The following is a 23,653-nucleotide window of genomic DNA, read 5'->3' as shown; positions in this document are numbered from 1 at the left end:
AATCTTATCCCCCGGGCTATCGGCAGTTCCAGCCACCGACGTCCGTACGTTCCGACGATTCGTGTGCATCTCGTCGTCGAACTGGACGGGCGTCGCGAATGGTGCCACGTGGGCATACGTTTTGTAGGAGGGGATGGTAGATGGGGTATGGAAATTCGTGAAGCCACGCCGGGAGATCTCGAGGCCGTCCGCTCGATCGCCAGGAACTCACTCGACTCTTCGTACACGGATTTTCTCGACGAGGAGACGATCGAGAGCGCGATCGACCAGTGGTACGACGACGAGTTCGCCGACGAACTCGCTGCCGACGAGACGATCGCCCTGCTGGTCGAACGCGACGGCGAACCCGCCGGTTTCGCCCACTGTGACCTGATCGGTGACGTTCACAAGACCGGGCGCATCCTCTGGCTCCACGTCGATCCCGACCACCGCGGTGGCGGGACCGGCGTCAGATTACTCGTGCGCACCCGCGAGACTCTCCTCGAGGAGGGTGCCGAACAGGTCCAGGGGCTCGTTCTCGCGGACAACGACGGCGGCAACACCTTCTACCAGAACCACGGATTCGAACGGGCCGACACTCGCGAGGTCGAAATCGGCGAGGAGACGTTCACCGAGAACGTCTACGTCGAGGGAACGCTCGAGGACGAAGGCTGGGCCGCGATCGACGAACTCGAGGTCGAAGGCGAGACGGTCTTCGTGAGTTACGGCGAGGCTGCCCGCGGCGAATCGGCGCCGTTCTACCGGACCTACGCGACCGAGGATCGCGAGGAACTGTACGGCTGGTTCTGCGGGCAGTGTGACTCGCTGGACAACGCGATGGACTCGATGGGACGGATCGTCTGTAACGCCTGTGGGAACGAGCGGAAGGCGACCCGCTGGGACGCTTCCTACCTCTGATACGGTTTCCTGTCCGTCAGTTCCGGCATACCCGCGACCCGTGCCGCGGTTGCGCCGGGACATCGGTACAGGAATCCGTATGAGAGGGCGTTCGCTCTCGTCTTCAGCCAGCGACCGTCAGTCTCGAGTCGCCGCAATCTCGCGAATGCGGTCGCTCCCGGCCTCGACGTGGCCGCCGTGATAACAGACGACCTGATCGATCTCGAGGTCGGCCAGTCTCCCGACCGACTCGAGTGCTCGTTCCTCGTCGGGCGTATACTCCGGTTTCGGTCCCGACAGCGGTTCGTCGCCGTCAGCGACGAGGGCGTCGCCGGCGATCAGGAGTGACGACGAGGGTTTGTATAGCGAGACGTGGCCGGGGGAGTGTCCCGGCGTCTCGACCAGTTCGACCGGGCCGTCCAGCGTCGGAATCCGGACGCCGTCGGCGAGCTCGAGGTCCACGCGGACGGGTGAATAGCGGTCCCCGTCCCCTTTGATCGGCTCCTCGTCGCCACGAACGTAGGGTGCCTCCGCCTCGTGAGCGGCGACGATCGCGTCAGTTCGCTCGAGCAGTTCGGCGAGTCCGGCCACGTGATCGCCGTCGTGGTGGGTACAGAGCACCAGCCAGACGTCCTGGAGGTCGTAACCGAGGTCTTCGACGTGGCTCGCGATGGCATCGATAGCTCCCTCCGGCCCGACGTCGACGAGGACGAGGCCGCGATCTGTCTCGAGGACGACCGGGGTGATCGTGAGCGGTCGTCCGCCGTACTCGATCGAGATCGGGAGTGCGTGAACGTTCGCTCGTTCAGTCTCGGACATGGACGTTGGATTCTCGATACACCGTGATAGCTCTGGGTGATCTCGGCTCGAGGCGTGTCCGTGTCGCCCGTCAGCCAACCGTGTCCCGATCTGTGCATATTTTTATCGGCCTAATTGTTTCACGCGAAAAGTAATGTTACCATCGGTAATCGTTACGGCAGTGAGCCGACATCAACAGTTCGACGTCGACGAAGGTGCCGACCTCGTCGAGATCGTCCGCGAGGAATCGTTGCCCGAATCGATCCAGCCGCTACTCGCCGAGTACGAAACCACCGTCGGAGATCGCGATCCGTACCTCTGGCAGTGGCTCGCTCACCTCTTTCCGACGTTTACGCTCTCCTGCGTCGACGACGGTCGACGAGAACGGACCCAGGAAGCGAAATTACTCGCCTCGCTGTTCGTCACGACCATCGACGACCTCGCCGAACGTCACGGCGACGAGGCGACCTTCCGTGAGGCCACGAAGATTCCGTTCGACCACGCGACAGCCGATCCGAATCGAGCGGGCGTCGATGCCGACGTGATCCGGTACCTCGAGTCGGTCTGGGAAGCCGCCGAGGAACGGCTGGCCGAGAGCCCCCGGTACGAGGAGTTTTCCGACCTTCTCCGGTTCGACCTCGAGCAAATCGTTGCCGCGATGACCTACGCGGGGCTGGCCGACGATCACCTCGGGATCGTCTCGATGGACGACCTCTGGCGCTACGACGTCCACAACATGATGATCTGCTTTTACGCGACCGTGGACCTCTGCAACGCCTCCGCGTTCGACGCGACCGAACTCGCGGGGCTTCGGCGGGTGGTCGCTCACGCCCAGCGGCTGGCGCGCATCTGTAACTGGCTCGTCACCTGGGAACGCGAACTCGAGGAGGGCGACCCGGTCTCGGGCGTCGTCGTCCACGCACTCGAGACTGGCGTCGTTTCGTTCGACCAACTCCGCGCAGTACAGGCCGATCCGACCCCCGAGACCGTCGAGCCGGTCGTCGACACGATTCGTGACAGTCACGCGGAAACGCACTTTCTCGAACGCTGGCACGCCGAGTACGACGCGGCCGCTTCCCACACCGACGGCGTGGAGTCGGTCGATCTCGAGACGTACCTCGAGGCGTTCGATCCGATTCTGGACTATCACCTCGAGAGCCGCGGTCTGCTGTAGCAACCAGCTGATACCGTTCACGCGTCGACCGACCAGCGAAATCGGGGGTCCGCCACCGAATGAACCTCGCAGTTCGGGCTCGACCGGATATAGATGTCAATCGGGTATTACGAGAGCCGATACACGTATACGGAATGCCAATCGAAGTCGCAGACGAGATGACGAGCCGTCCGACGTCTGGTCCTGCGGACGAATCTGACAACTCTCCGACTGGCGACCGGTGGACGGTTCTCGCGTTCACGGTCGGAGCCGACCGCTACTGTATTTCGCTTTCGGCTGTCGATGCCGTCGTCGGCGTCACCGAGGCCGACCCGCTCGAGTCGGCCCCCGACCCGTGGAACGCCGGGACCGTCACCGTCGACGGAACGCCGGTCCGCGTCGTGGATCTGCCGCGAGTTTTCTCTGCCGGCACAGTCGAGCGTGTCGACGATCCGGCGCTCGTCGTGCTGACGGCCGACGCCGTCGGGAGCGACGCGACTGGCACAGCTGCAGAGAGTTCGAGCCAGCGGTACGGCTGGCTGGTCGACGACGTTGGCGTCACCGAGACGGTGGATCCAGCCACCATCCAGCCCGTTCGAACCAGTGCACGAGTGATTCGCGGACAGGTCGTACTCGAGTCCGGGCGGGCGATGGTACTCGACGAGCGAGTGATGCACGTTCGAAAGTAGGCCCCGGCGGCGTTCGCTAGCCGAAGCCGGGCGGGGGACCGCGATCGTCGTCGTCGTCGATGTCGACGTCCAGCCCCATCTCCTCACGTTGTTCCTGAAGGCGATTGACTTCCCGGTAGTAGTAGCCGATCCCGGCGCCGCCGAGCAGGATGACCACCCCGACGAGGCCGAGGAACAGTGGGATGTTCCGCTCGTTGTAGTAGCGCAACGAGATCGTGCTGTCGACGTGGTCCCAGGTCAGCCGTTCCTGGTCGTCGACCACCTCGCGGTCGTAGCCACCCGGGGCGACGTTCCCGAACAGGAAGTTCGAGGTGCGATAGCCCGCGGGCGTGGTCACCTCGTAGGAGCCGTGTGTGTAGGCCGGGAGCTGGAAGGTGTGACTGCCCGCGCTCCCGGTGAACGCGAGCGTGCCGTTGCCGTCGGGGACCCGGACCTCGGTGCTCGAGCGCCCCTGATCGACGTACAGATCGGAGCCGGTGACCTCGGTGCCGTTGGGGTACCAGTAGCGGACGCTGTGGATGTCGAGGGCGTGATCTGTGTAGAACGTCGATCGATAGAGCGAGAGTTCCTCGGTGCCGTTCAGATCGTAGACGGCGCGGAACTCGCCGTCGGTGATGATCCCGCTCTCGCCGATGTCGACGGCGACGTCGGCGTCGCGGTCTTTGAGGTCCTCGTAGTCCTGGTCGCGGTCGAGGTCCTCGTCGGAGATGCCGCCGAAGATCGCCGCACAGCCTGCGAGGCCGATCAGGAGGAGGACCGCGATCGTTGCGAGGAGGAGCCGTCGGTTCATGTGGTCAGGTTTTGATCGGTGGTCAGGGTCGGGTTAGCTCGTGGTTCGGACTGATCTGTGGTCAGGGGACGACACAGCGCAGTTCGGCCGGGAGGTACTGTCCGACGCTCGCGAGCAGTCCCGGCGGGTCGGTGTCTTCGGTGCAGACGACACTCTGTTCCAGGAGGCCGAGTCGCTCGACGGTGACGTAGTCCTGAGCGTGGCCAGCGCGGTTCAGCGTCGCACGAACCTCAGCGCGCGTGGCGCTGTTGACGGTGAGTCGGCCGTCACCGCGGGTCCAGTCGTAAAGCCGATCGCGTTCGTCGTCGGCCAGCCGAGAGACGGCCGGCGCGTCGCCGTCTTCCTCGGCGTCGCCGGCTACATCCTCGTCGCCGTAGACGAACCGCAGGGGCATATGCTGGACCAGTCCGAACCGATCGCGGATCTGCTCCGGCGTGCCCGGTCCGAGGCCGAGTTCATCGGCCGGAATGCGAACCGGCTGGCCTGCATCGAGGACGAAGCCGTCTTCGTCCCACGATTCGAGCGTGCCGACGTAGGTCTCGCCGCGCTCGAGATCGTCGGGAATCTCGCCGAACTCCTCGCGGAGGACGTTGGCCGCGACGACCCGGTCCTCGCCTTCGAGGGTGACGTCGGGGAAGTCGTCGTCGCGAATCGAGAGATCGACCGAGACCTCGAGGTCGCCGATTTCGTTGTTGATCAGCGATCGCAGAGAGTCGGTGGCGCGCTGACGAGCGTCGCCGTCGACGTACAGTTTGGTCGCGAGGGTGACGTATTCTGTTCCTGCCATCAGGCGTCTGCATCGACGTTGAGTTCGTCTCTGAGCGCGTCGATCCGCTCGTGCATCGCGTTGACCAGCCGCTGGTTGTCCATCGAGTCGAGCGGTGAGCCGCATTCGGGACACTCGAAGCCGAAGTCCATCGCCTCGCCGAACTCGAAGCGAATCGAGCAGATCTCACAGAGGTAGAACTCGTGGTTGCGCTCGTACTCCTCGCGCTGTTCGAGCGCGTCGTGGAGTCGGTACATCTCCGACTCGAGATTCTCCGGGATGTTCTCGTATTCGAACGTCCAGAGGTAGGTCAGCCAGCCCGAATCCTCGTCGCGCAGCCGTCGGTAGCTCGCGAGATCGTTCTCGTACAGGATGAACAGCGCCCGGCGAACGTCGTTCAACTCGAGGTCCAGCTCCTCGGCGAGTTCCTCGTCAGTCACTTCGCCGTCCGGGGGTGCCGCCGCGACGGGCATCCCCTTCGGACCGACCAGCTCGTGTAAGTACTTCTGGATAACCGGGTCCTCGAGGAGGTCCTCAAAAGCCATTACCTACGTGTAACGGTATGTCGCCATTAAGTCTTTTGAGCCGCGGCGGGCGTCGTGAGAGGGGTCGCGTTTCCGACTGGAGCAAACCGGGAGCGAGACAGAGAGTAACATTCACGTACGCAGGTCGCCGTATAGCAGCCGATGGACATCGACGCTACCTGTGGGGTGGGTCGCGAGCAGTCGGCCGGATCGGCAGTTCACCGCCTCGAGTTCGACGTGCCGTGGCCGCCGAAACACGTCGCGGCGTACCTCATCGAGGGGTCAGAACCGATCCTCGTCGACGCCGGCGGGTACGATTCAGACGCCGAAACCACTCTCAGGGAGGAACTCGAACAGGTCGGATACGGACTCGCGGACGTCGCCCACGTCCTGATAACGCACGTCCACAGCGACCACATCGGTCAGGTCGACGCCCTCCGCGAGGCGGGAGCGACGATCCACGTCCCGGCGGCGGCCCTCGAGCGCCTCGAGGTCGACGACTCGGTGCTCCGCGAGGGGTTCGAGCGCGTCGCCCGGTCGGCGGGCTACGACGGCGACAAACTCGAGGAAGTCGTCAGCGAGGAACTCGAGTCGTTCGAGCGAGATCGCCGACTCGTCGCCCACGAGGAGACGCAGGAACTCGAGGCCGGCCAGCCGCTCGAGATCGGCGGCCGGGAGTTTCGGTCGATCGAGACGCCGGGCCACGAGGCCGATCACCTGTGTTTCGAGACCGACCTCGACGGCGAGCGAGTGCTGTTCTCCGGAGACGCGCTCATCGAGTCCTTTCGGGCGGGCGCGTTCCACGTCGGGATCGCACCCGGCGCGTACGACGCCGTCGACGCCTACTACGAGGCGATGGACCGACTCGAGGGAACGGACGCGGTCCGGGCCTACCCCGGCCACGGTCAGGTCTTCGAAGACCCACAGGGAACGGTCAAACTCACCCGCGATCGGCTCGACGAACTGGTCGCAGGAACCCTCGAGGCCGTCGCTGCGGTCGAACCCGCGACACCGCTGTCGATCGCGACAGAGCGGGTCGACACCGTCAGGTACATCGCCCCGGTGCTGGATACGATGGGAGCACTCGGCACGCTCGAGCGACGCGGTGCGGTGACCTACGAGGTCGACGACGGTGTGCGGTACTATCTTGATTCAGCGAGAGAATCCCGCCCTTCCCGCGAAGGACGAGGGTTCCGACGCTCAGTCGGAACCGAGGACTGAGCAGGGCGGGAGTGAATCGCGTACGCTCTGGTGAGAAACTTTCGTGTTACTGCTGGTCGTGAGTCTCCAACGAGGCAGGCGATGAGTTTCACTTTCACCGTGGATGGCTGACGTTCAAGACCGAAGCGAATGTATACTGGAGTGGCTGATGAAGCGTACCAATACGTTCACCGTGCGACCGCTCACCGACGACGATGAGCGAGTGCTACGGGATCTGTTGGACGCTTCCGCTGCTCTCTGGAACGAGATCAATTATCAGCGCCTTATGCGCTACAACGACGAAGACGGCTTTGAGGGAGGCGTGTGGGACGCCAATACTGGCGCTCTCGAAGGGAAATACAAAGCCGTTCTCGCCGCGTCCACTGCTCAGACTGTCCGCCGGGCTAACAGTGAAGCGTGGCGCGGGTTCTTCGAGAACAAGAAAGCGTACTACGATGAGTCGAATACGTCAGTTACGAAACACCCAGAACCCCCAGGCTTCCGTGGCAACGAAGACGACGGACGTGTGCTCAAAGGCGTCGTCCGAAAGGACGCATACACCGTCGAATGGGGTGACCGCTCTCGAGTTGAGATGGTCGTCGGAGAACAACTCCGGGACAGCCACAATAGCCCGAAAAGCCGTCTCCGTCTAGAAATCGTTGGCGACCCGAACTGGCCTAACTACGATGATCAAGGCCGGTTAGAATTGTGGTATGACGAGATTGATAGCACGTTTAGAGCATCGCAGCCTGTGACGGTTTCTCCAGATGATCAGGCAACTCCACTGGCCGACGAGACGGCCGCTCTGGACATTGGTGCGAACAATCTCGTTGCCTGTACTACAACGACCGGCGAGCAATATCTGTACGAAGGTCGCAAGCTGTTCCAGCGATTCCGTGAAACGACCGCAGAGATCGCCCGGCTACAGTCCAAACTCGAGGAGGGGCGATACAGTAGCAAGCGTATCCGGCGACTGTACCGCAAGCGAACCCGTCGACGGGATCACGCACAAGAAGCCCTGTGTCGTGACCTAATCGAACGGTTGTACGACGAAGGTGTGGATACCGTGTATATCGGTGGCTTGACCGACGTGCTGGAAACACACTGGTCGGTCGAAACGAATGCGAAGACGCACAACTTCTGGGCGTTCAAGCAGTTCACCGAGCGATTGGCCTGCACGGCCGAGGAATACGATATCTCGGTCGAGGTTCGGTCGGAAGCGTGGACCAGTCAAGAGTGTCCGCAGTGCGGTTCAGCAGATCGGACAACACGGGATCAGGACACACTCACCTGTCCGTGTGGGTTTGAAGGACACGCCGACCTCACGGCGTCAAAAACGTTCCTGAAGCGTCATCAGAACTCGGGGAGTTCTGATTGGCGAACGAGACACGACGTGTCTCGTCAACGGCACACAGAGCAAGAAGTCAGGCCGATGGCACGGCCCGTGCGGTTCAAGTGGGACGATCATGAATGGTCGGAGTCACCACGCTCTCCCGCGAGGGAAAGTCCCAACGAACAGCGCACGGACCCGAGTACCGTCCACCGTGATGGGAATGTTGCCTCCGGGGAGTCCTAGACCGGCTGAGACCCCCACGTCGGAGAGGAAACCCCGTCGTTCACCACGGGGAGGATGTCATCGAACGATGTAAGCGCTACGCACAGGCAGCGGTGTTCCGTTCTCAGCTCTCCGGTTTCGGCACCTTCCACTCGAGTGTGACCGTAATCTCCTCGCGATCGCCGCCGAACATCGGGGATCGTTCCTCGACGCTGATCCCGTACTCGACGGTCGATGCGGGGGTGAGCGTCAACGTTTTGTTTCCGACCTGCACGTTTGCGGTGTCTTCTCCGCGGAGTTCGCGCGCCAGTTCCTGTAAGAGGTCGGCAGCGTGTTCGCGTTCGACGTCTTGGTCGTGAGCCGTGGTTTCGGCCATGGGCACACTCCCACGACCTGACGGAAGTACGTTGGCGGCGAACTGTCAGGGGTCGCTCACTCGGTCTCCCCGTCGTCGTCGCCGGTAAGCGTGACCCACGCGGCGACGAGTATCACCGCGAGCATGGCCATCGCGAGCCCGTAGAACAGCCCCATGGCGAACGATGCCGCGAGCGTGTGTCCGGTCAGTACGCGAATCACGATGTTCCCGACGACGAGCAACGCGCCGAAGGCGTACCACTCGATCGCCGTTCCCGGAAGCACCTGACCCTCGGTCATACGCGACCTCCTCCCCCGAGGATCGAAAAACTGCCCCTTCGCGCTCGATCCGGCTCGCAGTGGCGTCGATTCACCCTCCGATCGAGGATCGAGGGCCGTCGACCGGCGAACACGGCCAGAACGAGGAGTATCGCCCACTCTCAGCCGTCGTCGGTCGGTACCACGCGCTTGCCGGTTTCCATCGGAACGACCCGCCGGTCTGCGTCTTCCCACTCGCGCTCGAGCTCGCGGCCCTCGAAGAGCCGGTCGAGGAAGACGGCGAGGCCGGCGACTTCGGAGTGGGGCTGATTCGTGACGCCGACGTTCCAGTCGGCCGCCTCGTAGACGTCGAAGGTGACCTTCTCGGAGCCGACGACGAGCAACAGTGGGGCTCCGCTCTGGTGGGCCTCGCGAACGTCGGCTTCGACGTCCTGAATGCGCTCGCCGTACATCGTGAGGTGGACGACCCGACCTTCCCAGTCTCGGACGATCGCTTTCGGTGAGTCGGTGAGTGACACCTCGAACGGGCCGCCGAACCGCTCAGTGATGTCCTCGACGGTCTCCCTGGACTGGCCGGCGTTGTCGGGGAACGTGACCCGGTCGGCTCCGAGCGCTCGCGCAGTCAGGCCGACGTGGGTCGTCATCCGCTCGTCGCGTCCGGGCCGGTGGCCGAGCCGGAGGACGGCGACTTCGGGTTCGTCGTGCATGCTCGAGTACTCTCGCGGACGCGGTTAGGGGGTTTCGCTTTTGCCGTTCGCCGGTGCGACCCGCCGACAGGCTTTTTCACCCGCTCGCCCTCTGTGAAGCCAATGGCCAGGCTCGAGTGTGGGAGGTCGATCGGCCGATGAACGACGAGGATGGGACCGCCGGACGTGACGGCGGTGGAATTCGCGAGTGGATCGAAACCGCCCGCGCCGAACGGTGGGGACTGTTCGTCGACCTCCTGTTCGCGATCATCTGGGTGACGATGGTCGACGTGCTGTTTCGCATCATCGAGGGGCCGACTTACGCCTACTACATGCTCATGCTGGCCGGGATCGTCGCCTACTTCGGGTTTTTCGCGAGTCTCGAGGCGGCGAAGTCAGAGACCGAGTGATCGAAAACCGGGACTGCAGTGGTGTAGTTACAACTGAAACGGTTTCCACACCGATCGCACAGCTGTCGGGCGATCGGGTGTGCACTGGCAGTCAGTGGCTACTCGAGGTCGCCCTCGAGCCAGGTGCCGGCCCAGCACTCGATTTCGTCGAAGACGGGTTCGAGTGACTCTCCCTTCTCGGTCAGGCTGTAGTAGGTCGCGATCGGCGCGTCCTCTTCGATGCGCCGGTCGACGAACCCCATCTCGCCGAGGTCGTCGAGGACGCGCGAGAGCGTCCGGGCGTTGGCCCCTGTCGACCGCTTGAGTTCGTTGAACCGCTGTTCGCCCTGCTGGAGTTCGTGAAGAACGGCCAGTCGCCACTGGGAGCCGATCTGCTCGAGCGACTGAATGACGGGGCAGGCGTCGGCGGCGGTTTCGGCAGCCTGGGATGGCGTCGATGACATGGATACGTCGTGTTCGCCCCCCACAGGTATAGTGGTTCGGATACGAACCAGCTATCCTTCCGACACTGGCGGTGTCCGGAACGATCACCGACTGGTGGCGTCCTCGTGGGACCGCGGCGTCCGGACCATCGGATAGATCGGTGGCACGTCTCCTATCTGGATCGTCTCACAGAGCTCGAACCCGTGTCGAGCGTACAGCGACAGGTTTCGCGGGTTCGTCGACTCGAGTGTCGCGACGACGTTCTCCTGATCGCATCTCGTCAGGACGTGCTCGAGGAGCCGCGACCCGTATCCCGATCTCTGGTGGATCGGATCGACGCCGACGAACGGGAGGTGCCAGCGCCGATCGTCCGGGTAGGATCGGTTCACCTGTTCGAACGCCGTCCCGAGATCGACGAAGGCAGTTTCCTCGAGTCGTTCGGACAGGAATTCGGCGGTTCGTCCCTCCGCAGAACTGGTTCCCGGCGGTTCCCAGAGTGCGACACCCGCGAAGTCGTGAACGTGATAGGCACCGTCGGCGTCGAACGCGGCACCTGCGTATCGCTCCACGAACGACGGAAACTCCTCGAGGTACTCCTGCGGTGTCGAGAAGAGCCACCGGATCAGCGGATCGGCTCCGAACGCGAGGACGATCGTATCGATCGCGCGGGCCCTGTCGGTCGGATCGACGCGTTCGACGGCGATCCCGGACGTATCGGTCATCGGCCCCGACTCTGTCGTGAGAGAGTATAACTCACACGGGGTTCGCTGGTCGGTTTCTGAGGGGCGGGGCAGGGTCGCCGGGAGATCAGCCAGGAACCATCGTGTCCGCTACATTTCCGTCGGTTCGAACGTGCCCGCTACATTTACTTCGGCTCGAGACACTGTCCGGAACGAATGGCAATCGTCGAGGTCGATGGGCTTCGCAAGGAGTACGGCGCGTTCGCCGCAGTCGAGGGAAGTACGTTCTCGATCGACCGGGGAGAGGTCTTCGGCGTAGTCGGGCCCAACGGTGCTGGCAAGACGACGACGCTGAAGATGCTCGCCGGGTTGATCGAACCGACTGCTGGCACCGCGGTCGTCGCCGGTCACGAGCCCGGCGAGCCAGCGATGCAGCGTCGGCTCGGCTTCCTCCCCGAAGAGTCGCCGCTGTACGAGGACATGACTGCCCGCGAGTACCTCTCGTTTTTCGCCGACCTCTACGGCGTTCCGGGGGACGTCGCCGACGGGCGGATCGAACGCACGCTCGACCGCCTCGAGTTGACCCACCGGGATCGACCCCTCGGGAACGTCTCGAAGGGGATGAAACGCAAGGTGGCGATCACCCGCGCACTGGTGAACGATCCGGACGTCCTGATCTTCGACGAACCCGCGTCCGGACTCGATCCGCTGACGACCAACTACATCATCGAGTTCGTCGAGGAGTTGCGCGAGACGGGCAAGACGATCGTCTTCAGCGCGCACAACCTCTATCACGTCGAGCGCATCTGTGACCGAGTCGCCGTGATGAACGACGGTCGAATCGTCGCTCGTGGCACCGTCGAAGAGATTCGCGAGGCCCACGGCACCACCGAGTACCACGTCACCACGACCGTCGACTGCAGCGACGCGCTCGCGGCCCTCGAGCCCGACCCACGCCTCGAGACGACCAGCTACGACGACTACGTCGAACACGTCGTCGAGTCGATGGCTCACGTCGAGGCGATCCGGGAGGTCGTCGACGCCCATGGTGGGCAGGTCATCGACATCCAGACGGAAACGCCGAGTCTCGAGGACATCTTCCTCGAGATCGCCGCCGGTGACGCTGCTGATGCTGGAGCGAACGGTAGTCCGCAGCCTGCAGAAGACGTACCGGCTGATCGTGACGACCGGGATCGACGGGTTCGTGAGGACCGACTGGAGGGTGAGGTGTGACCGAGGGCGACCAGCCTCGACCGGACGGCGCTCGAGGGGCTCCCGACGACGCTGCAGACGGTCTCTCCGAACGGCTCGGACGGACGGTCCGGATCGCCCGCTGGGAACTCAGCCGCAGTACCGGAACCGTCGACCGCGAGACCGTTCTGGTCGTCCTCGCGGTGCTCGCCGTCGTCGGCGTCGTCGGCCTCTCGACCGCCGAAGACGGGCTCGGACTCGACGACGAAATCTACGTCGTCGGGGTCGACAGCGACGACCCATACCACGACGTGGCCCTCGAGAGCAACCAGTTCCGGTCGATCCCACTCGAGGAGGTCCACGTCGAGGACGGTGATGGGAACGTCGACCTCGTGATACTCCCCGGCGGGCAGATCGAGACCGTCGGCGACCACGGTGGGGCCGCCTACGACGCGTTCCGGGACGCCGTCGCTGCCTATACCGAACGTCAGATGGCCGCGGAACCGGACGAGGGCGCGGCCTTTCCGGTGCTGGTCACGCTCGATTACGAGGACCGATCGTTCGGTGGGGTGACCGGTCAGGAAGTCGACGGAACTGCAGACGTGGCCGACGACGACCTGACAGCCGACGAGACAGTTCGGGACGACGGGGCCGACGCAGGTGCCGAGAACGACACCGGTGAAGACGATCTGGCTGCAGGTGATCTCGAGCCGTCACTCGAGGCAGACGACGGCCGACTGGCCGTCCCCGACGTCGGATCGGCAGGGGAGGCCCAGACCGCACCGGGGACCCCGGGGAGTCTCGCGCCGCCGTTCCCGTTCCAGTCGCTCGTACTCGCGTTCTTGCTCATCGTGCCGATGAACCTCGTGATTCAGGCCTACGGGAGTACGATCATGGACGAGCGCATCGGACGCCGGGGCGAACTCCTGCTCGTCTCGCCGGCGTCGCCGCTCGAGATCGTCGCCGGGAAGACGCTTCCCTATCTCCTCGGACTCCTCGCGATCGTCGTCGGGATCGTCTACGCCATCGGCGGTGGCATCCTCGCAGTCGCCGGTGCCCTCCCCATCGGGCTGGCGTTTCTGGCGGCGACGTTCACGGGCGCGATGTTCGCACGGTCGTTCAAGGAACTCACCTTCGTCACCGTCACGATCAGCGTCGTGCTCACTACCTACGTGTTCGTGCCGGCGATCTTCAGCGACGTGACGCCGATCGCCCTGATCTCGCCGCTCACGCTCGTCGTCCTCGATCTCCAGGGCGAGAGCGTCGCACTCGCCGAGTACCTCTTTTCGACCGGACCGTTCTACCTCGGTTCGCTGGTCTGTGCCCTGCTGGGACTCGGCATCTACCGCGAGGAGGACATGTTCGACCAGAAGCCGGTCCCCGGGAAGGCCCTCGACGCCATCGTCAGCCAGATCGACGCCATCTCGAGTCGAAGCCACCCGTACGCGACTCCGGCCGTCCTCTCGGCCCTGTTCGTCCCGTTCGTCTTCGGTGCCCAGTTGCTCGTCGTCGCCTTGCTGTTCGCCGTCCCGGCGTCGATCGCAGTCCCGATCACGTTCCTGCTTGCCGCGGCCGTCGAAGAGGTCGCAAAGAGCGTCCACATCTACGCCGGGTACGCCCGCTCGCGCTTCGAGGCCACCATCGGAACGGGAATCGTCCTCGGCGTCGTCTCGGGAATCGGGTTCTTCGTCGCCGAGAAGGTCACCCACGCCGTCCAGCTCGTCGGATTGCCCGACCTGTCGGTCGGCGTGGCCGCCTTCGGGCCGGCCCTCTCGAGTGATCCACTGGTCCTCGTGGCGATATTGCTCGCGCCGCTGGTCCTCCACGTCGTGACGGCCGCTATCGCTGCCGTCGGCGCGACGCGAGGACGATCCACCTACGTGGCCGCGGTGGGCCTCGCAACCCTCGTTCACGCTGGCTACAACGTGGGGGTGATCGGCCTTGTCGCCTGATCGCCACGACTGGCGTGACCGGGACGACGAGCGCGGGCCACGCGGGCCGAACCCACCTGCGTCGGGCAGCGACGACTCGAGGTCGGGATGGAACGCCCGCTGGGCCATCACCCGTCGGGAGCTCCGCTCGCTCCGATCCGAGAAGACGATCCTGCTCGCGATCGCCATCCAGCTGTTCATCGCGGCGTTCTCGTCGTTCCTCGTCGTCGGTCTCGTCTCGATGTACGATCCGAACGCCGTCGACGGGCCCGAGACGGAGATCGCCGTCACTGGTACGGACGTCGACGAACTGCTCGCCGCGGCGAGCCAGCAGGACGGCCTCTCGGCCACGGAGTACGACGATCCCGGAACCGCGTACGATGCCTTCGACGAGGGCCGGGTCGCCGCCATCGTCGACGCCACGCGAACCGACGACGACCGGCTCGTCGTCAGGGCGACGGTCCCCGACGAGGGACTGGTCTCGACGCTACTCGTCGTCCAGCTCCGGGAGACGCTCGAGGCCGTCGAACACGCCGAGCGCCTCGAGAACGTCGACCGGCTCGAGAGCGAACCGCTGTCGATCCCCGACGCCATCGACGCGAGTCCGTATGTCGGATTCACCTACACCATCTTGCTGCCGCTGCTGCTGTTCCTGCCGGCGTTCATCAGCGGCTCGATCGTCGTCGACTCGCTGGTCGAAGAACGCGAGCGCGGGACCCTCGAGTTGCTCCGGGTGGCACCCCCCTCGCTCGTCGACGTGGTCGACGCGAAGGTCCTCGCGACGGCGGCACTGGCACCGATTCAGGCGATCGCGTGGCTGGCGCTGCTGGCGGTCAACGGGACCGCCATCGCCAGTCCCGTCGCGCTGATCGTTCTCGTGACCGCCCTCGCGGTGCTGGTCGTGGCCGTCGGAGCCGCACTGGCGCTCGCTGCCCCCGATCGGCGGCAGGCCCAGTTGCTGTACTCCGTGGTGATCGTTGGTGCGCTCGTCGTCTCGACGCTGTTGCCGGAACATCCCGCAAACAGCGTCGCCAAATTCGCGATCGGGAACGCGACGGCGACGACGTGGCTGTTGCTCGCGACCTCCTGTCTGCTCGCGGTCGTCGCCGTCGCCTGCCTCCGCTGGCACGTCGGTCGACTCGACGGTGAAACGCTCTAGCCTTCAACGGGAGCACTGGCAACCGGGGTCCAAACTCGGTTGCCGTGGCGAATCGTTTACTTCGCGGCGGTTAAGTCCAGTGCAGCGAAAGGACTGGCTGTGCGAAGAGATACCACGAGGCGTGGTGTGCTGGCCGCCGTCCTTGCCGCGGGCGTCGGCGGCCTGACACTGACCGACGCTCGAGGCCTCCTCGAGTCGTTCGCCCCGCTGTCGGGGGACGCCTGGCGGGCGGCCGACCGACCACGTCCCGACCGGGTCGAGAGCCAATACGGTGAGGCGACCGTTCGGTACGACGAGTACGGCGTCCCCACCATCGAAGCCGACGGGGAGGCCCCAGCCTACTACGCAGTCGGCTGGGTGCAGGGCTACGACCGGCTGTTCCAGCTCGACCTCCAGCGCCGGGTTATGCGCGGGGAGGTTTCTGAACTGGCCGGTGAGGCGACTCTTGAGGACGACGAGTTCCACGTCCAGATGGACTTCGCGGGCGCGGCCGAGGCGACGTGGGACCTGATCGTCGACACGCCGGCCGGCCCGCTGGTCGAGGCCTACGCCGACGGCGTCAACGCGGTGATCGACGAGCAACCGCTCCCGCTCGAGTTCCAGTTGCTGGGCTACGAGCCCGACCCGTGGACGCCCGTCGACTCGATGCTGATGGAAAAACAGATCTCGTGGGACCTGACGGGGAATTTCGGGGAACTGCGCCGGGCGGTCATCCGGGACCGACTGGGCGAGGAGCTCCTCGAGGCGCTGTTTCCCGAGCGGATGGACCACGACGTGCCGATCCTGTTCGAGGACCTCGCGTACGACACGCTCGAGTCGGCCGACGGGATCGACCTGTCGAACGGGCTCGAGGAAGACGAGACTGCCGAGGGGCGTGACAATGTAACGGCCGACGACGCGTCCACGGAGGAGTCCGGCACCGATGGTGACGAAGGCGACGATCCGGAGACACCTCGAGTCGGGCCGGCACTGACCGCGTGGCTCTCCCGGTTCGAATCGCCGACGGGCGTCGGCTCGAACAGCTGGGTGGTCTCTGGCGAGTACACCGACAGCGGCGCGCCGATCGTGGCCTACGACCCTCACCTGGCGCTGATGACGCCGGCGCTCTGGTACGAACAGCACGTCGAGACTCCAGAAACCTCGGTCCGCGGTGCAACCTTCCCCGGCGTCCCGTTCGTCATCACGGGGGCGAACGACGCCGGCGTCTGGTCGTTCACCAACGTTGGCGCGGACGTCCTCGACTGCTACACCTACGAGATCGACGAGGAAAACGAGCGCTACCGCTACGACGGCGAGTGGCGCGAGTTCGACCGTGAGGAGCGTGAAATCGCCGTCTCCGGTGGCGAGAACCGGGGCGTCACGGTTCGCAAGACCGTCCACGGACCCCTACTCGAGCGAGAGGGCCAGACGGTCGGGGTCGCGTGGACGGGTCACAGCGCGACGCGAACGACCGAGGCGATCTTCGAGTACGAGCGCAGCGAGGGGATCGAAGACGTCCTCGAGGCGACCCGGATGTTCGATCTGCCGACCCAGAACCTCGTCTACGCCGACGCCGACGGTCGGACCCTCTACTACGCCACTGGGAAGCTTCCGATCCGAGAGGTCGACGGCGAGGTCGTCTCCGGAAATCGACTCTTCGACGGCTCAGCGGGCGACGGCGAGTGGGAGGGTTTCACCCCCTTCGGCGAATCCTCGTGGGAGGAGGGCGGCTTCGTCCCCTTCGAGGAGAAACCCCACGCGATCGACGCCGACGTGCTGGCGACTGCCAATCAGCGGGTCGTCGACGACCCCGACCACTACGTCGGCGTCGCTTACGCGACTCCCTACCGCGGCGCGCGGATCTACGACCGACTCGAAGAACGCGTCGATTCCGGCGACCCGACCGACCTCGAGTTCCATCGGGACCTCCAGAACGACGTGTTTGACGGCCGCGCCCCGGAGTTGCTCCCTGACCTGCTCGAGGCCATCGCAGACCGTGCCGACGGAGATCGTCTCGACGACGCAATCGACGTCGCTACCGCAGACCTCGAGCGCGCCGCAGTGACCCTCGAGGACTGGGATCATCGCATGGACCGCGACTCCCGCGGCGCACTGGTATTCGCCCGCTGGCTCGAACACTACCGACGGGCCGTCTTCGAGCCCACGTTCGAGGACACCGGCCTCGACGACTCCTACTACCCGAACGACTGGGTTCTCGCCAGACTCGAGGCCGATCACGAACTCTTCGAGGACCGATCGCGAGCCGACGCGATGGTGGAGGCGCTCGCCGGGGCACTCGAGGAGATCGAGAGGGAGGGGTGGGCGACCTACGGCGACTGGAATTCGACGCGGGTGATCGAACACCCCTTCGGAGTCGAAGCTCCGTTCCTGAATTACGAGGAGCGACCCGCCGACGGGTCGCTGGCGACGGTCAAGAACTACCGGGTCGACTCGGCGGTCGGAGCGAGCTGGCGGATGGTCGCCGAACCGGGCGGGCGCGCTCGAGCGATCCTCCCCGGCGGAAACTCGGGCAACTACTTCAGCGACCACTACGCCGACCAGTTCCAGCCGTGGCTCGACGGCGAGTTGAAGCCGATGAATCGAACGGTCGACGACGGAGACGCAAGCGGGGACGACCCCGACGTCACCTTCCTCGAGGAGGAAGACGGATGACCGACGAGGCACGTGGCCTGCGCGGGGCCCTCGAGCGCGTTCGAACTGACCGGACGAGCCATGCGGCCGCGTTCGCCGTCGTCGTTCTGGTGGGGGTCGCACTCGCCTGGATTCACTGGCTTGGACTCGTCCTCGCCGGCGCGCTCGTGGGGCTCGTCTCCCCCTCGCTGTGGCGGGCGATCGCTGGCGGGTTCGTCGTGGGGCTGGTCGTCCTGATCGCCTTCGCGCTGACGCTGGGAGGTGCGCTGGGGCCGACGCTCGAGATGACGCCGATCGTCTGGCTCGCAGTCGCGAGCGCGCTTGGACTCCCTGTCCTGGGATCGTTGATTCGGGGGATCGAATGACTGACGTGGAGGCGGGACCGTCCGCTCGAGGGCCCGGCGGTACACAGCGCGAGAAAAATCGCGGTAACGGCTCGAGAACGGCCGATCGAACGGCTCAGTCGCGACTGATTACGCTCTTGATTCGCGAGACGATACCATCGTCGTCGTTACCGTCGCGAGTTCGGTCGTTCTGATTGTCCGCCATAGCCACGTGGGAGTAAGGCAACGATCTACCAAAAAAGTGGTGGACAGTCATCCACAGTAGAATAACCAGTGCGAATACCAGTCTCGACGTCCGGTCGTTCGACATAGAATCGAATGTGTGTTCAGATAGGTCTTCGAATCCCGTCGCGTGCGGATGCGACCGTGCCGGGCCACCCACAGTTTTGACGCTCGCCCTCGAGTCCCGTTCTATGGAGTACACGACACTCGGTACCACGGGAACGACGGTGAGTCGGATCTGCCTCGGCTGTATGAGCTTCGGCTCGAGCGACTGGCGCGAGTGGGTACTCGAGGACGAGGAGAGCAAGGAGATCATCGACCGGGCGATCGACCTCGGAATCAACTTCTTCGATACGGCGAACGTCTACTCGCTGGGTGAATCGGAACGCATCCTCGGCGAAGCGCTCGAAGGTCGGCGCGAGGAGGCCGTCGTCGCCACGAAAGTGTTCCTCCAGATGCGCGAGGCCGATCCGAACTCGGGTGGACTCTCCCGGAAGACGATCGAACAGGAACTCGAGGCGAGTCTCGATCGACTCGGGATGGACACGGTCGACCTCTACCAGACCCACCGCTGGGACCGCAAGACCCCGATCGAGACGACGATGCGGGCGCTCGACGACGCCGTTCGTCGCGGACAGGTCCGGTACGTCGGTGCCTCCTCGATGTGGGCCCACCAGTTCGCCGAGGCGCTACACACGAGTGACCACCTCGGCCTCGAGCGGTTCGTCACGATGCAGAATCACTACAACCTCGTCTATCGCGAGGAAGAACGCGAGATGCTGCCGCTGTGTGAGAAAGAAGAGGTTGGAGTCGTGCCGTGGTCGCCGCTGGCTCGGGGCTACCTCACCCGTCCACACGAAGAAATCGACGCGACGACTCGCGGCGAGACAGAAGAGCACATGTACGAGCACCCGTACCGCGACGGCGGTGGGCAGGAGATCAACGAGCGCGTCGCCGAACTGGCCGCGGACAAGGGTGTCACGATGGCTCAGATCGCGCTCGCGTGGCTGCTCCACAAAGACTGGGTCGACGCACCCATCGTCGGCACGACGAGCGTCGAACACCTAGAACAGGCCGTCGAAGCCCTCGAGATCGACCTCTCCGCATCGGACATGGCCTATCTCGAGGAACCGTACGAGCCGGTCGAGGTGTCGGGACACCGCTGACGCTGGAAGTGGGTCGGCGGTTGCGTTCCGGTCCGGCGTGGCCGGTCAGGGAATTCGATCCGTCGCCTCGACCAGGTCGGCCTCGGTCTCCCAGCGATAGAGTCGATCCTCTCGCTCGAGCAGGTCGAAGACGCCGTCCTGCATCCAGCCGTAGGGGTGGTCGGCGTCGGAATACTCGCGCTTCAGGACGTAGCTCTTTGCGGCGTACTCCTCGCTGCCCAGCAGCAATCCCTGTTCGACGAGGAAGTCGCTGGGCTCGCGTTCGGCGACGCCGACGACGTGGGTGACCAGATCGGCGAGCAGGCAGAACTTCTGGACGCCGTTGTCCCAGTCGCCGCGGACGTCGACCATCCGGAACGCGTAGGCGTCGGGGCGGCGGTTGAGCCGGTCGACTACGAGATTTAGCCGACGAATCGGCTCCCGGTCGTAGTTCCCCAGCACGAAGTACGACCGCTCGTGGGCGAAGAGTCCCGTCAGCTCGCTGACCTCACCTAACAGCCCCTCGTGGTCTGCGAGCGTGATCGAAGACGACTCGAGTCGGTCGCTCGCAGTCGCGGCGGGGTCCCGATCAGGCGACGACTCGTCGGTCATGCTTCGACGTTCACGAGGATAGAAAATAATCCTTTCCGGGTCGTTTCCGTTTCCGATTCTGTTTCCGAAAACGGCTCGTTCGAGAGTCGACCCGCGCTCGGTTACTCTAGGGTGATTTACTCGAAGGTAAACTACATGGCCCTTGCACTCGTACTTGCCCACATGAGCACTCGGTTCGACGCCGGCGAGGGGACCGAAACCCGCGAATTGCTGCATTTTTTGACCCAGGAGACCCGCTTTTCCCTGCTGGCGAACGTCCTCGGCCACCCCGAGGGGATGCCGTCGATGTACGAACTCGAGCAGTTGAATCCGAGCGTGAGCGAGGCCACCGTCTACAAACACGTCCAGAAACTGGTCGACGCGGGCGTCCTCGAGGCCGTCACGCTCCCCGAGGAGCAGCGCCAGCAAGGCTACCCGTGGAAATTCTATCGAGCGAGCGACGAGGGTCGGGAGTTCCTCGAGCGACACAACCTGCTCGCTGCCGAAGAGACCCTCGAGGCCCTCTACGGGACGATCGAGGACAAACCCGAGAAGATGGTCCGGTACGAGAACGCGCCGCGACCCGACCTCGAGTGAACGGTGTGGCAACAGCCCACACTGGTAGTGGGGCCTGCACAGTTGCCGAGCGGAAACGTGGTGGATTTCCTGATAGATATATTTTGCCGGAACGTAACTATGAGTGGTTTCGGCAGAACACTATTTGGGGAAACAGTAATTACACTTCGTTCACAAGCACCGATAGTCACCGACCTCCTGACTGGCCGACGAGGATGCGGGCCAGCGGAGACGCGCCGGGACGACCATGGACAATGCCGACGACGAAAACCGAGTCACGACGGCGGACGGACGCGAGGAACCGCACGACGCGATCGGAGCGAACGAACGGAGCCGACGAGTGTCCCGAGTGTGACAGTCGGCTCCGACGCGACGAGGAGCAAACGTTCTGTGAATCCTGCGGCCTCGTCGTCTCGGATGACCGGATCGACCGTGGTCCGGAGTGGCGAGCCTTCGACGCGAACGAACGGGACCGAAAATCCCGCGTCGGGGCACCAACCACGACGATGCTCCACGACCGCGGGCTCTCGACGACGATCGACTGGCGGGACAGAGACGGCTACGGCGAGGCACTGTCGAACGATCGACGACGGCAGTTCCAGCGGCTCCGCCGATGGGACCAGCGGTTTCGCACGAAAGACGCGACCGATCGGAACCTGCAACACGCACTCGGGGAGATAGAGCGGATGGGGAGTGCCCTCGGGATTCCTGACGACACCTGTGAAACTGCCAGTGTCATCTACCGGCGAGCTCTCGGGGCGGACCTGCTACCGGGCCGCTCGATCGAGGGAATGGCCACGGCAGCCCTCTACGCGGCGATCAGGCAGGCCGGCATCCCGCGATCGATCGACGAACTCGCGACCGTGAGCCGGATCGATTACCTCGAGGCGACGCGAGCCTACCGATACCTCCTGCGGGAACTCGAACTCCCGATGGCACCGCCGGATCCACTCGAGTACGTTCCCCGGTACGCCTCCACGCTCGACCTCTCGAACGAGACCGAACGGACCGCCCGCGAGGTCCTCGAGGTCGGGATGGAAGCCGGAGTTCACAGCGGCAAACACCCGGTCGGCCTCGCCGCAGCAGCCCTCTACGCAGCGTCCCGGATCACCGACGAATACCTGACCCAGGAGGACGTCTCGGCGGCGACCGACGTCAGCGAGGTCACCATCAGGAACCGGTATCAGGAGCTACTCGAACTCGCACTCGAGTCCCGGGACTCGATCGAGGCAGCGTGAGCTGGCGGTGCGGCCCGCTCGCACCACTCAACTGACGAAGAGCCGCCGTCCAGCGCGCTCGTGGCGCATTCCCATGATTTCCGCGAACGGAGCGAACGCGGCCATCGCCGCCGGATCGTCGTCGACGTGGTGTTCACAGACCTCGACCAGCACCGGTCGCAGGTCCTCGAGCACCTCCTGAATCTCGGTGTGGCCGAACCGGCCGAGTCGCTGGGCCGCTCCCAGTAACCCGGTCACGAACGCGTGCGCGTGCGCCAGACAGGCCTCGAGCCGTGAGATCCCTCGCGACTGGGCGACGACGCCGAAGGCGACAGGATAGTTGCCGGGCGTCTCGTCGGCAGCGATCGCCGCGGCGAATCCCGTAGCTGCGTCGCCATCCTCGAGTCGTCCATCGGCAGCCACTGCGACGTCAGCCCCGCCGTCAGCCGCGGCTGACCCCTCTTCGAGCAACAGTTCGGCGAGTTTCGCGCCGGCTTTCGTCGAACTCTCGCGGAACTCTCGAGGCATCGTGACGGCGTGGAGCCGTTCGTCGACGGCCAGCAGGGTCTCGAGCTCACCCGCTGCACTCGCCGCGTGGGCGTTCGCGAGTGCGACGGTCTCGCAGGGACCGACGACCCGCCGGAGGTAGGCCTCGAGGAGTTTCCGCAAGTCGGTAGCGGTCTCGACGCGGCCTTCGTTGACGTACTGCTCGAGGCCGTAGGAGGCGGTGTAGCCGCCGACGGGGAGGAACGAGTCCCCGAGTCTGAGCGCGGCGAGGAAGGCAGCGGAATCAGTGGTCATGGTCGTGGGTGTGGTCGTGGCCGTGGTGATGGTGGTGAGCGTCGCCGTCGTCGTGGCAGCGCGCGTGACTGTGGTGCTGATCACCGTCACTGTGTCCGTGGTCGTGCGTATGGCCGTGTTCGTGTTCGTGACTCGAGTCGTGATGGTGGTGATCGTGCTCCGACGGTTCGGCATCCACGTCGGTCACGAACAGATCCGCCTCGACGGTCACCTCCCGGATCTCGGAGCCCGGCACCACGTCCGCGACGACGCGCTCGACGATGTGGCGATCGGCCTCGAGCGGGACGTAGACCGTCCCCGCTTCGACCGCGAGATCCCAGTGCTGGTTCCCGACACGGTGACCGAGTTCGACCGCGGCCTCGAGCGTCGCTGGCGAGGGCTCGGGCAAGTCGACGGCGAAGGCCTCCAGCGGTTCGAAGGCGACGACGATCATCCGGTCGTCCTCACACAGGAGGACGTCCCCTGCCGAGAGCGCCGCCCGCTCGAGGACCACGCCGACGTCGGTCCCCGCGTCGGTCGTCGTCCGGAAGCGCGAGCGGCGACGACGGTCGGCGTCGATCACCAGCCGCTCGAGCGTGCCGGCACGGTCGTGGTCGTCGCGTGCAACCGCCAGGTCGTCGTCGGCGTGGACGTTGCCGAGGACGGTATCGATTCGCTCCATG

Annotated in this window: 26 protein-coding genes; 14 read left to right on the top strand and 12 right to left on the bottom strand. The window is 64.7% G+C overall.

The window, feature by feature from the left end; genetic code table 11:
- Positions 1–147: 147 nt before the first annotated feature.
- Positions 148–897, top strand: coding sequence for a GNAT family N-acetyltransferase (locus B1756_RS02945; RefSeq protein ID WP_086887204.1), 750 nt, complete (start codon positions 148–150; stop codon positions 895–897).
- 117 nt (positions 898–1,014) lie between these two features.
- Here the strand turns inward: B1756_RS02945 and B1756_RS02940 are convergent, their stop codons facing one another.
- The gene (locus tag B1756_RS02940; RefSeq protein ID WP_086887203.1) at positions 1,015–1,695 is read right to left on the bottom strand and encodes an MBL fold metallo-hydrolase; all 681 of its coding nucleotides are present in this window, start codon (positions 1,693–1,695) and stop codon (positions 1,015–1,017) included.
- Positions 1,696–1,855: 160 nt separating this feature from the next.
- Here B1756_RS02940 and B1756_RS02935 point away from each other — a divergent pair, with 160 nt between their 5' ends.
- Positions 1,856–2,848, top strand: coding sequence for a hypothetical protein (locus tag B1756_RS02935; RefSeq protein WP_086887202.1), 993 nt, complete (start codon positions 1,856–1,858; stop codon positions 2,846–2,848).
- A gap of 134 nt (positions 2,849–2,982) precedes the next feature.
- Positions 2,983–3,516 (top strand): chemotaxis protein CheW, encoded by a 534-nt coding sequence (locus B1756_RS02930; RefSeq protein ID WP_086887201.1) that lies wholly within the window; start codon positions 2,983–2,985, stop codon positions 3,514–3,516.
- Positions 3,517–3,532: 16 nt separating this feature from the next.
- On the opposite strand, the gene B1756_RS02925 is transcribed toward B1756_RS02930, so the two are convergent.
- The 3 genes from B1756_RS02925 to B1756_RS02915 all read right to left on the bottom strand — a co-directional run bounded on the left by B1756_RS02925 (position 3,533) and on the right by B1756_RS02915 (position 5,617).
- Complete coding sequence (locus tag B1756_RS02925; RefSeq protein ID WP_086887200.1) at positions 3,533–4,306, bottom strand: DUF5803 family protein; 774 nt, start codon at positions 4,304–4,306, stop codon at positions 3,533–3,535.
- Positions 4,307–4,367: 61 nt separating this feature from the next.
- Complete coding sequence (locus tag B1756_RS02920) at positions 4,368–5,093, bottom strand: DUF2110 family protein (protein WP_086887199.1); 726 nt, start codon at positions 5,091–5,093, stop codon at positions 4,368–4,370.
- Positions 5,093–5,617, bottom strand: coding sequence for a transcription factor (locus B1756_RS02915; protein WP_086887198.1), 525 nt, complete (start codon positions 5,615–5,617; stop codon positions 5,093–5,095). The genes B1756_RS02920 and B1756_RS02915 overlap by 1 nt, the downstream gene beginning before the upstream one ends.
- 141 nt (positions 5,618–5,758) lie before the next feature.
- Here B1756_RS02915 and B1756_RS02910 point away from each other — a divergent pair, with 141 nt between their 5' ends.
- Both B1756_RS02910 and B1756_RS02905 read left to right on the top strand, forming a co-directional pair.
- On the top strand, positions 5,759–6,817 hold the full coding sequence (locus tag B1756_RS02910) for an MBL fold metallo-hydrolase (protein WP_086887197.1): 1,059 nt from the start codon (positions 5,759–5,761) through the stop codon (positions 6,815–6,817).
- 148 nt (positions 6,818–6,965) lie between these two features.
- Positions 6,966–8,372, top strand: a complete 1,407-nt coding sequence (locus B1756_RS02905) for an RNA-guided endonuclease InsQ/TnpB family protein (protein ID WP_086890010.1) — start codon at positions 6,966–6,968, stop codon at positions 8,370–8,372.
- Positions 8,373–8,475: 103 nt separating this feature from the next.
- Here B1756_RS02905 and B1756_RS02900 read toward each other — a convergent pair whose 3' ends face one another.
- The 3 genes from B1756_RS02900 to B1756_RS02890 all read right to left on the bottom strand — a co-directional run bounded on the left by B1756_RS02900 (position 8,476) and on the right by B1756_RS02890 (position 9,691).
- Positions 8,476–8,727: an amphi-Trp domain-containing protein gene (locus tag B1756_RS02900; RefSeq protein WP_086887196.1), complete on the bottom strand. Its 252-nt coding sequence runs from the start codon at positions 8,725–8,727 to the stop codon at positions 8,476–8,478.
- A 56-nt stretch (positions 8,728–8,783) separates the two neighbouring features.
- Entirely contained in the window at positions 8,784–9,005 is a 222-nt protein-coding gene (locus B1756_RS02895; protein ID WP_086887195.1) for a hypothetical protein, read from the bottom strand.
- Between the two features lie 140 nt (positions 9,006–9,145).
- A complete protein-coding gene (locus tag B1756_RS02890; RefSeq protein WP_086887194.1) occupies positions 9,146–9,691 on the bottom strand; it encodes a tRNA (cytidine(56)-2'-O)-methyltransferase in 546 nt (181 codons plus the stop codon).
- Between the two features lie 137 nt (positions 9,692–9,828).
- Between B1756_RS02890 and B1756_RS02885 the strand changes: the two genes are divergently transcribed.
- Positions 9,829–10,080 (top strand): DUF8119 family protein, encoded by a 252-nt coding sequence (locus B1756_RS02885; RefSeq protein ID WP_086887193.1) that lies wholly within the window; start codon positions 9,829–9,831, stop codon positions 10,078–10,080.
- A 98-nt stretch (positions 10,081–10,178) separates the two neighbouring features.
- Here the strand turns inward: B1756_RS02885 and B1756_RS02880 are convergent, their stop codons facing one another.
- Together B1756_RS02880 and B1756_RS02875 are read right to left on the bottom strand one after the other, a co-directional pair.
- The gene (locus B1756_RS02880) at positions 10,179–10,523 is read right to left on the bottom strand and encodes a winged helix-turn-helix transcriptional regulator (protein WP_086887192.1); all 345 of its coding nucleotides are present in this window, start codon (positions 10,521–10,523) and stop codon (positions 10,179–10,181) included.
- A gap of 84 nt (positions 10,524–10,607) precedes the next feature.
- Positions 10,608–11,225 (bottom strand): GNAT family N-acetyltransferase, encoded by a 618-nt coding sequence (locus B1756_RS02875; protein WP_086887191.1) that lies wholly within the window; start codon positions 11,223–11,225, stop codon positions 10,608–10,610.
- A gap of 174 nt (positions 11,226–11,399) precedes the next feature.
- On the opposite strand from B1756_RS02875, the gene B1756_RS02870 reads away from it, so the two are divergent.
- The 6 genes from B1756_RS02870 (at position 11,400) to B1756_RS02845 (ending at position 19,827) form a co-directional block, all read left to right on the top strand.
- Complete coding sequence (locus B1756_RS02870; RefSeq protein WP_086887190.1) at positions 11,400–12,416, top strand: ABC transporter ATP-binding protein; 1,017 nt, start codon at positions 11,400–11,402, stop codon at positions 12,414–12,416.
- Positions 12,413–14,326 carry a PrsW family intramembrane metalloprotease gene (locus B1756_RS02865; RefSeq protein WP_086887189.1) on the top strand — a complete coding sequence of 638 codons (1,914 nt, stop codon included), beginning with the start codon at positions 12,413–12,415 and terminating at the stop codon, positions 14,324–14,326. Before B1756_RS02870 ends, B1756_RS02865 begins: the two co-directional genes overlap by 4 nt.
- A complete protein-coding gene (locus B1756_RS02860; RefSeq protein WP_086887188.1) occupies positions 14,316–15,464 on the top strand; it encodes an ABC transporter permease in 1,149 nt (382 codons plus the stop codon). The genes B1756_RS02865 and B1756_RS02860 overlap by 11 nt, the downstream gene beginning before the upstream one ends.
- Before the next feature lie 99 nt (positions 15,465–15,563).
- Positions 15,564–18,116 (top strand): penicillin acylase family protein, encoded by a 2,553-nt coding sequence (locus B1756_RS02855; protein ID WP_086887187.1) that lies wholly within the window; start codon positions 15,564–15,566, stop codon positions 18,114–18,116.
- A complete protein-coding gene (locus B1756_RS02850; protein ID WP_086887186.1) occupies positions 18,113–18,460 on the top strand; it encodes a hypothetical protein in 348 nt (115 codons plus the stop codon). The genes B1756_RS02855 and B1756_RS02850 overlap by 4 nt, the downstream gene beginning before the upstream one ends.
- A 392-nt stretch (positions 18,461–18,852) precedes the next feature.
- Positions 18,853–19,827 carry an aldo/keto reductase gene (locus B1756_RS02845; protein WP_086887185.1) on the top strand — a complete coding sequence of 325 codons (975 nt, stop codon included), beginning with the start codon at positions 18,853–18,855 and terminating at the stop codon, positions 19,825–19,827.
- Between the two features lie 45 nt (positions 19,828–19,872).
- On the opposite strand, the gene B1756_RS02840 is transcribed toward B1756_RS02845, so the two are convergent.
- Positions 19,873–20,418 carry a DUF8170 family protein gene (locus B1756_RS02840; protein WP_086887184.1) on the bottom strand — a complete coding sequence of 182 codons (546 nt, stop codon included), beginning with the start codon at positions 20,416–20,418 and terminating at the stop codon, positions 19,873–19,875.
- Between the two features lie 162 nt (positions 20,419–20,580).
- Here B1756_RS02840 and B1756_RS02835 point away from each other — a divergent pair, with 162 nt between their 5' ends.
- Positions 20,581–20,994, top strand: coding sequence for a helix-turn-helix domain-containing protein (locus B1756_RS02835; protein ID WP_086887183.1), 414 nt, complete (start codon positions 20,581–20,583; stop codon positions 20,992–20,994).
- A gap of 233 nt (positions 20,995–21,227) precedes the next feature.
- Positions 21,228–22,211, top strand: coding sequence for a transcription initiation factor IIB (locus B1756_RS02830; RefSeq protein WP_086887182.1), 984 nt, complete (start codon positions 21,228–21,230; stop codon positions 22,209–22,211).
- Between the two features lie 27 nt (positions 22,212–22,238).
- Here the strand turns inward: B1756_RS02830 and B1756_RS02825 are convergent, their stop codons facing one another.
- Positions 22,239–22,991 carry an urease accessory protein UreF gene (locus tag B1756_RS02825; protein ID WP_086887181.1) on the bottom strand — a complete coding sequence of 251 codons (753 nt, stop codon included), beginning with the start codon at positions 22,989–22,991 and terminating at the stop codon, positions 22,239–22,241.
- The gene (ureE, locus tag B1756_RS02820; protein ID WP_086887180.1) at positions 22,981–23,652 is read right to left on the bottom strand and encodes an urease accessory protein UreE; all 672 of its coding nucleotides are present in this window, start codon (positions 23,650–23,652) and stop codon (positions 22,981–22,983) included. Before ureE ends, B1756_RS02825 begins: the two co-directional genes overlap by 11 nt.
- Between the last annotated feature and the right edge of the window lies 1 nt (position 23,653).

Origin of the sequence: Natrarchaeobaculum aegyptiacum (genome assembly GCF_002156705.1) — an archaeon.
In the GTDB taxonomy this organism is placed as follows: domain Archaea; phylum Halobacteriota; class Halobacteria; order Halobacteriales; family Natrialbaceae; genus Natrarchaeobaculum; species Natrarchaeobaculum aegyptiacum.
This window is presented reverse-complemented; position numbering and strand designations above follow the sequence as displayed.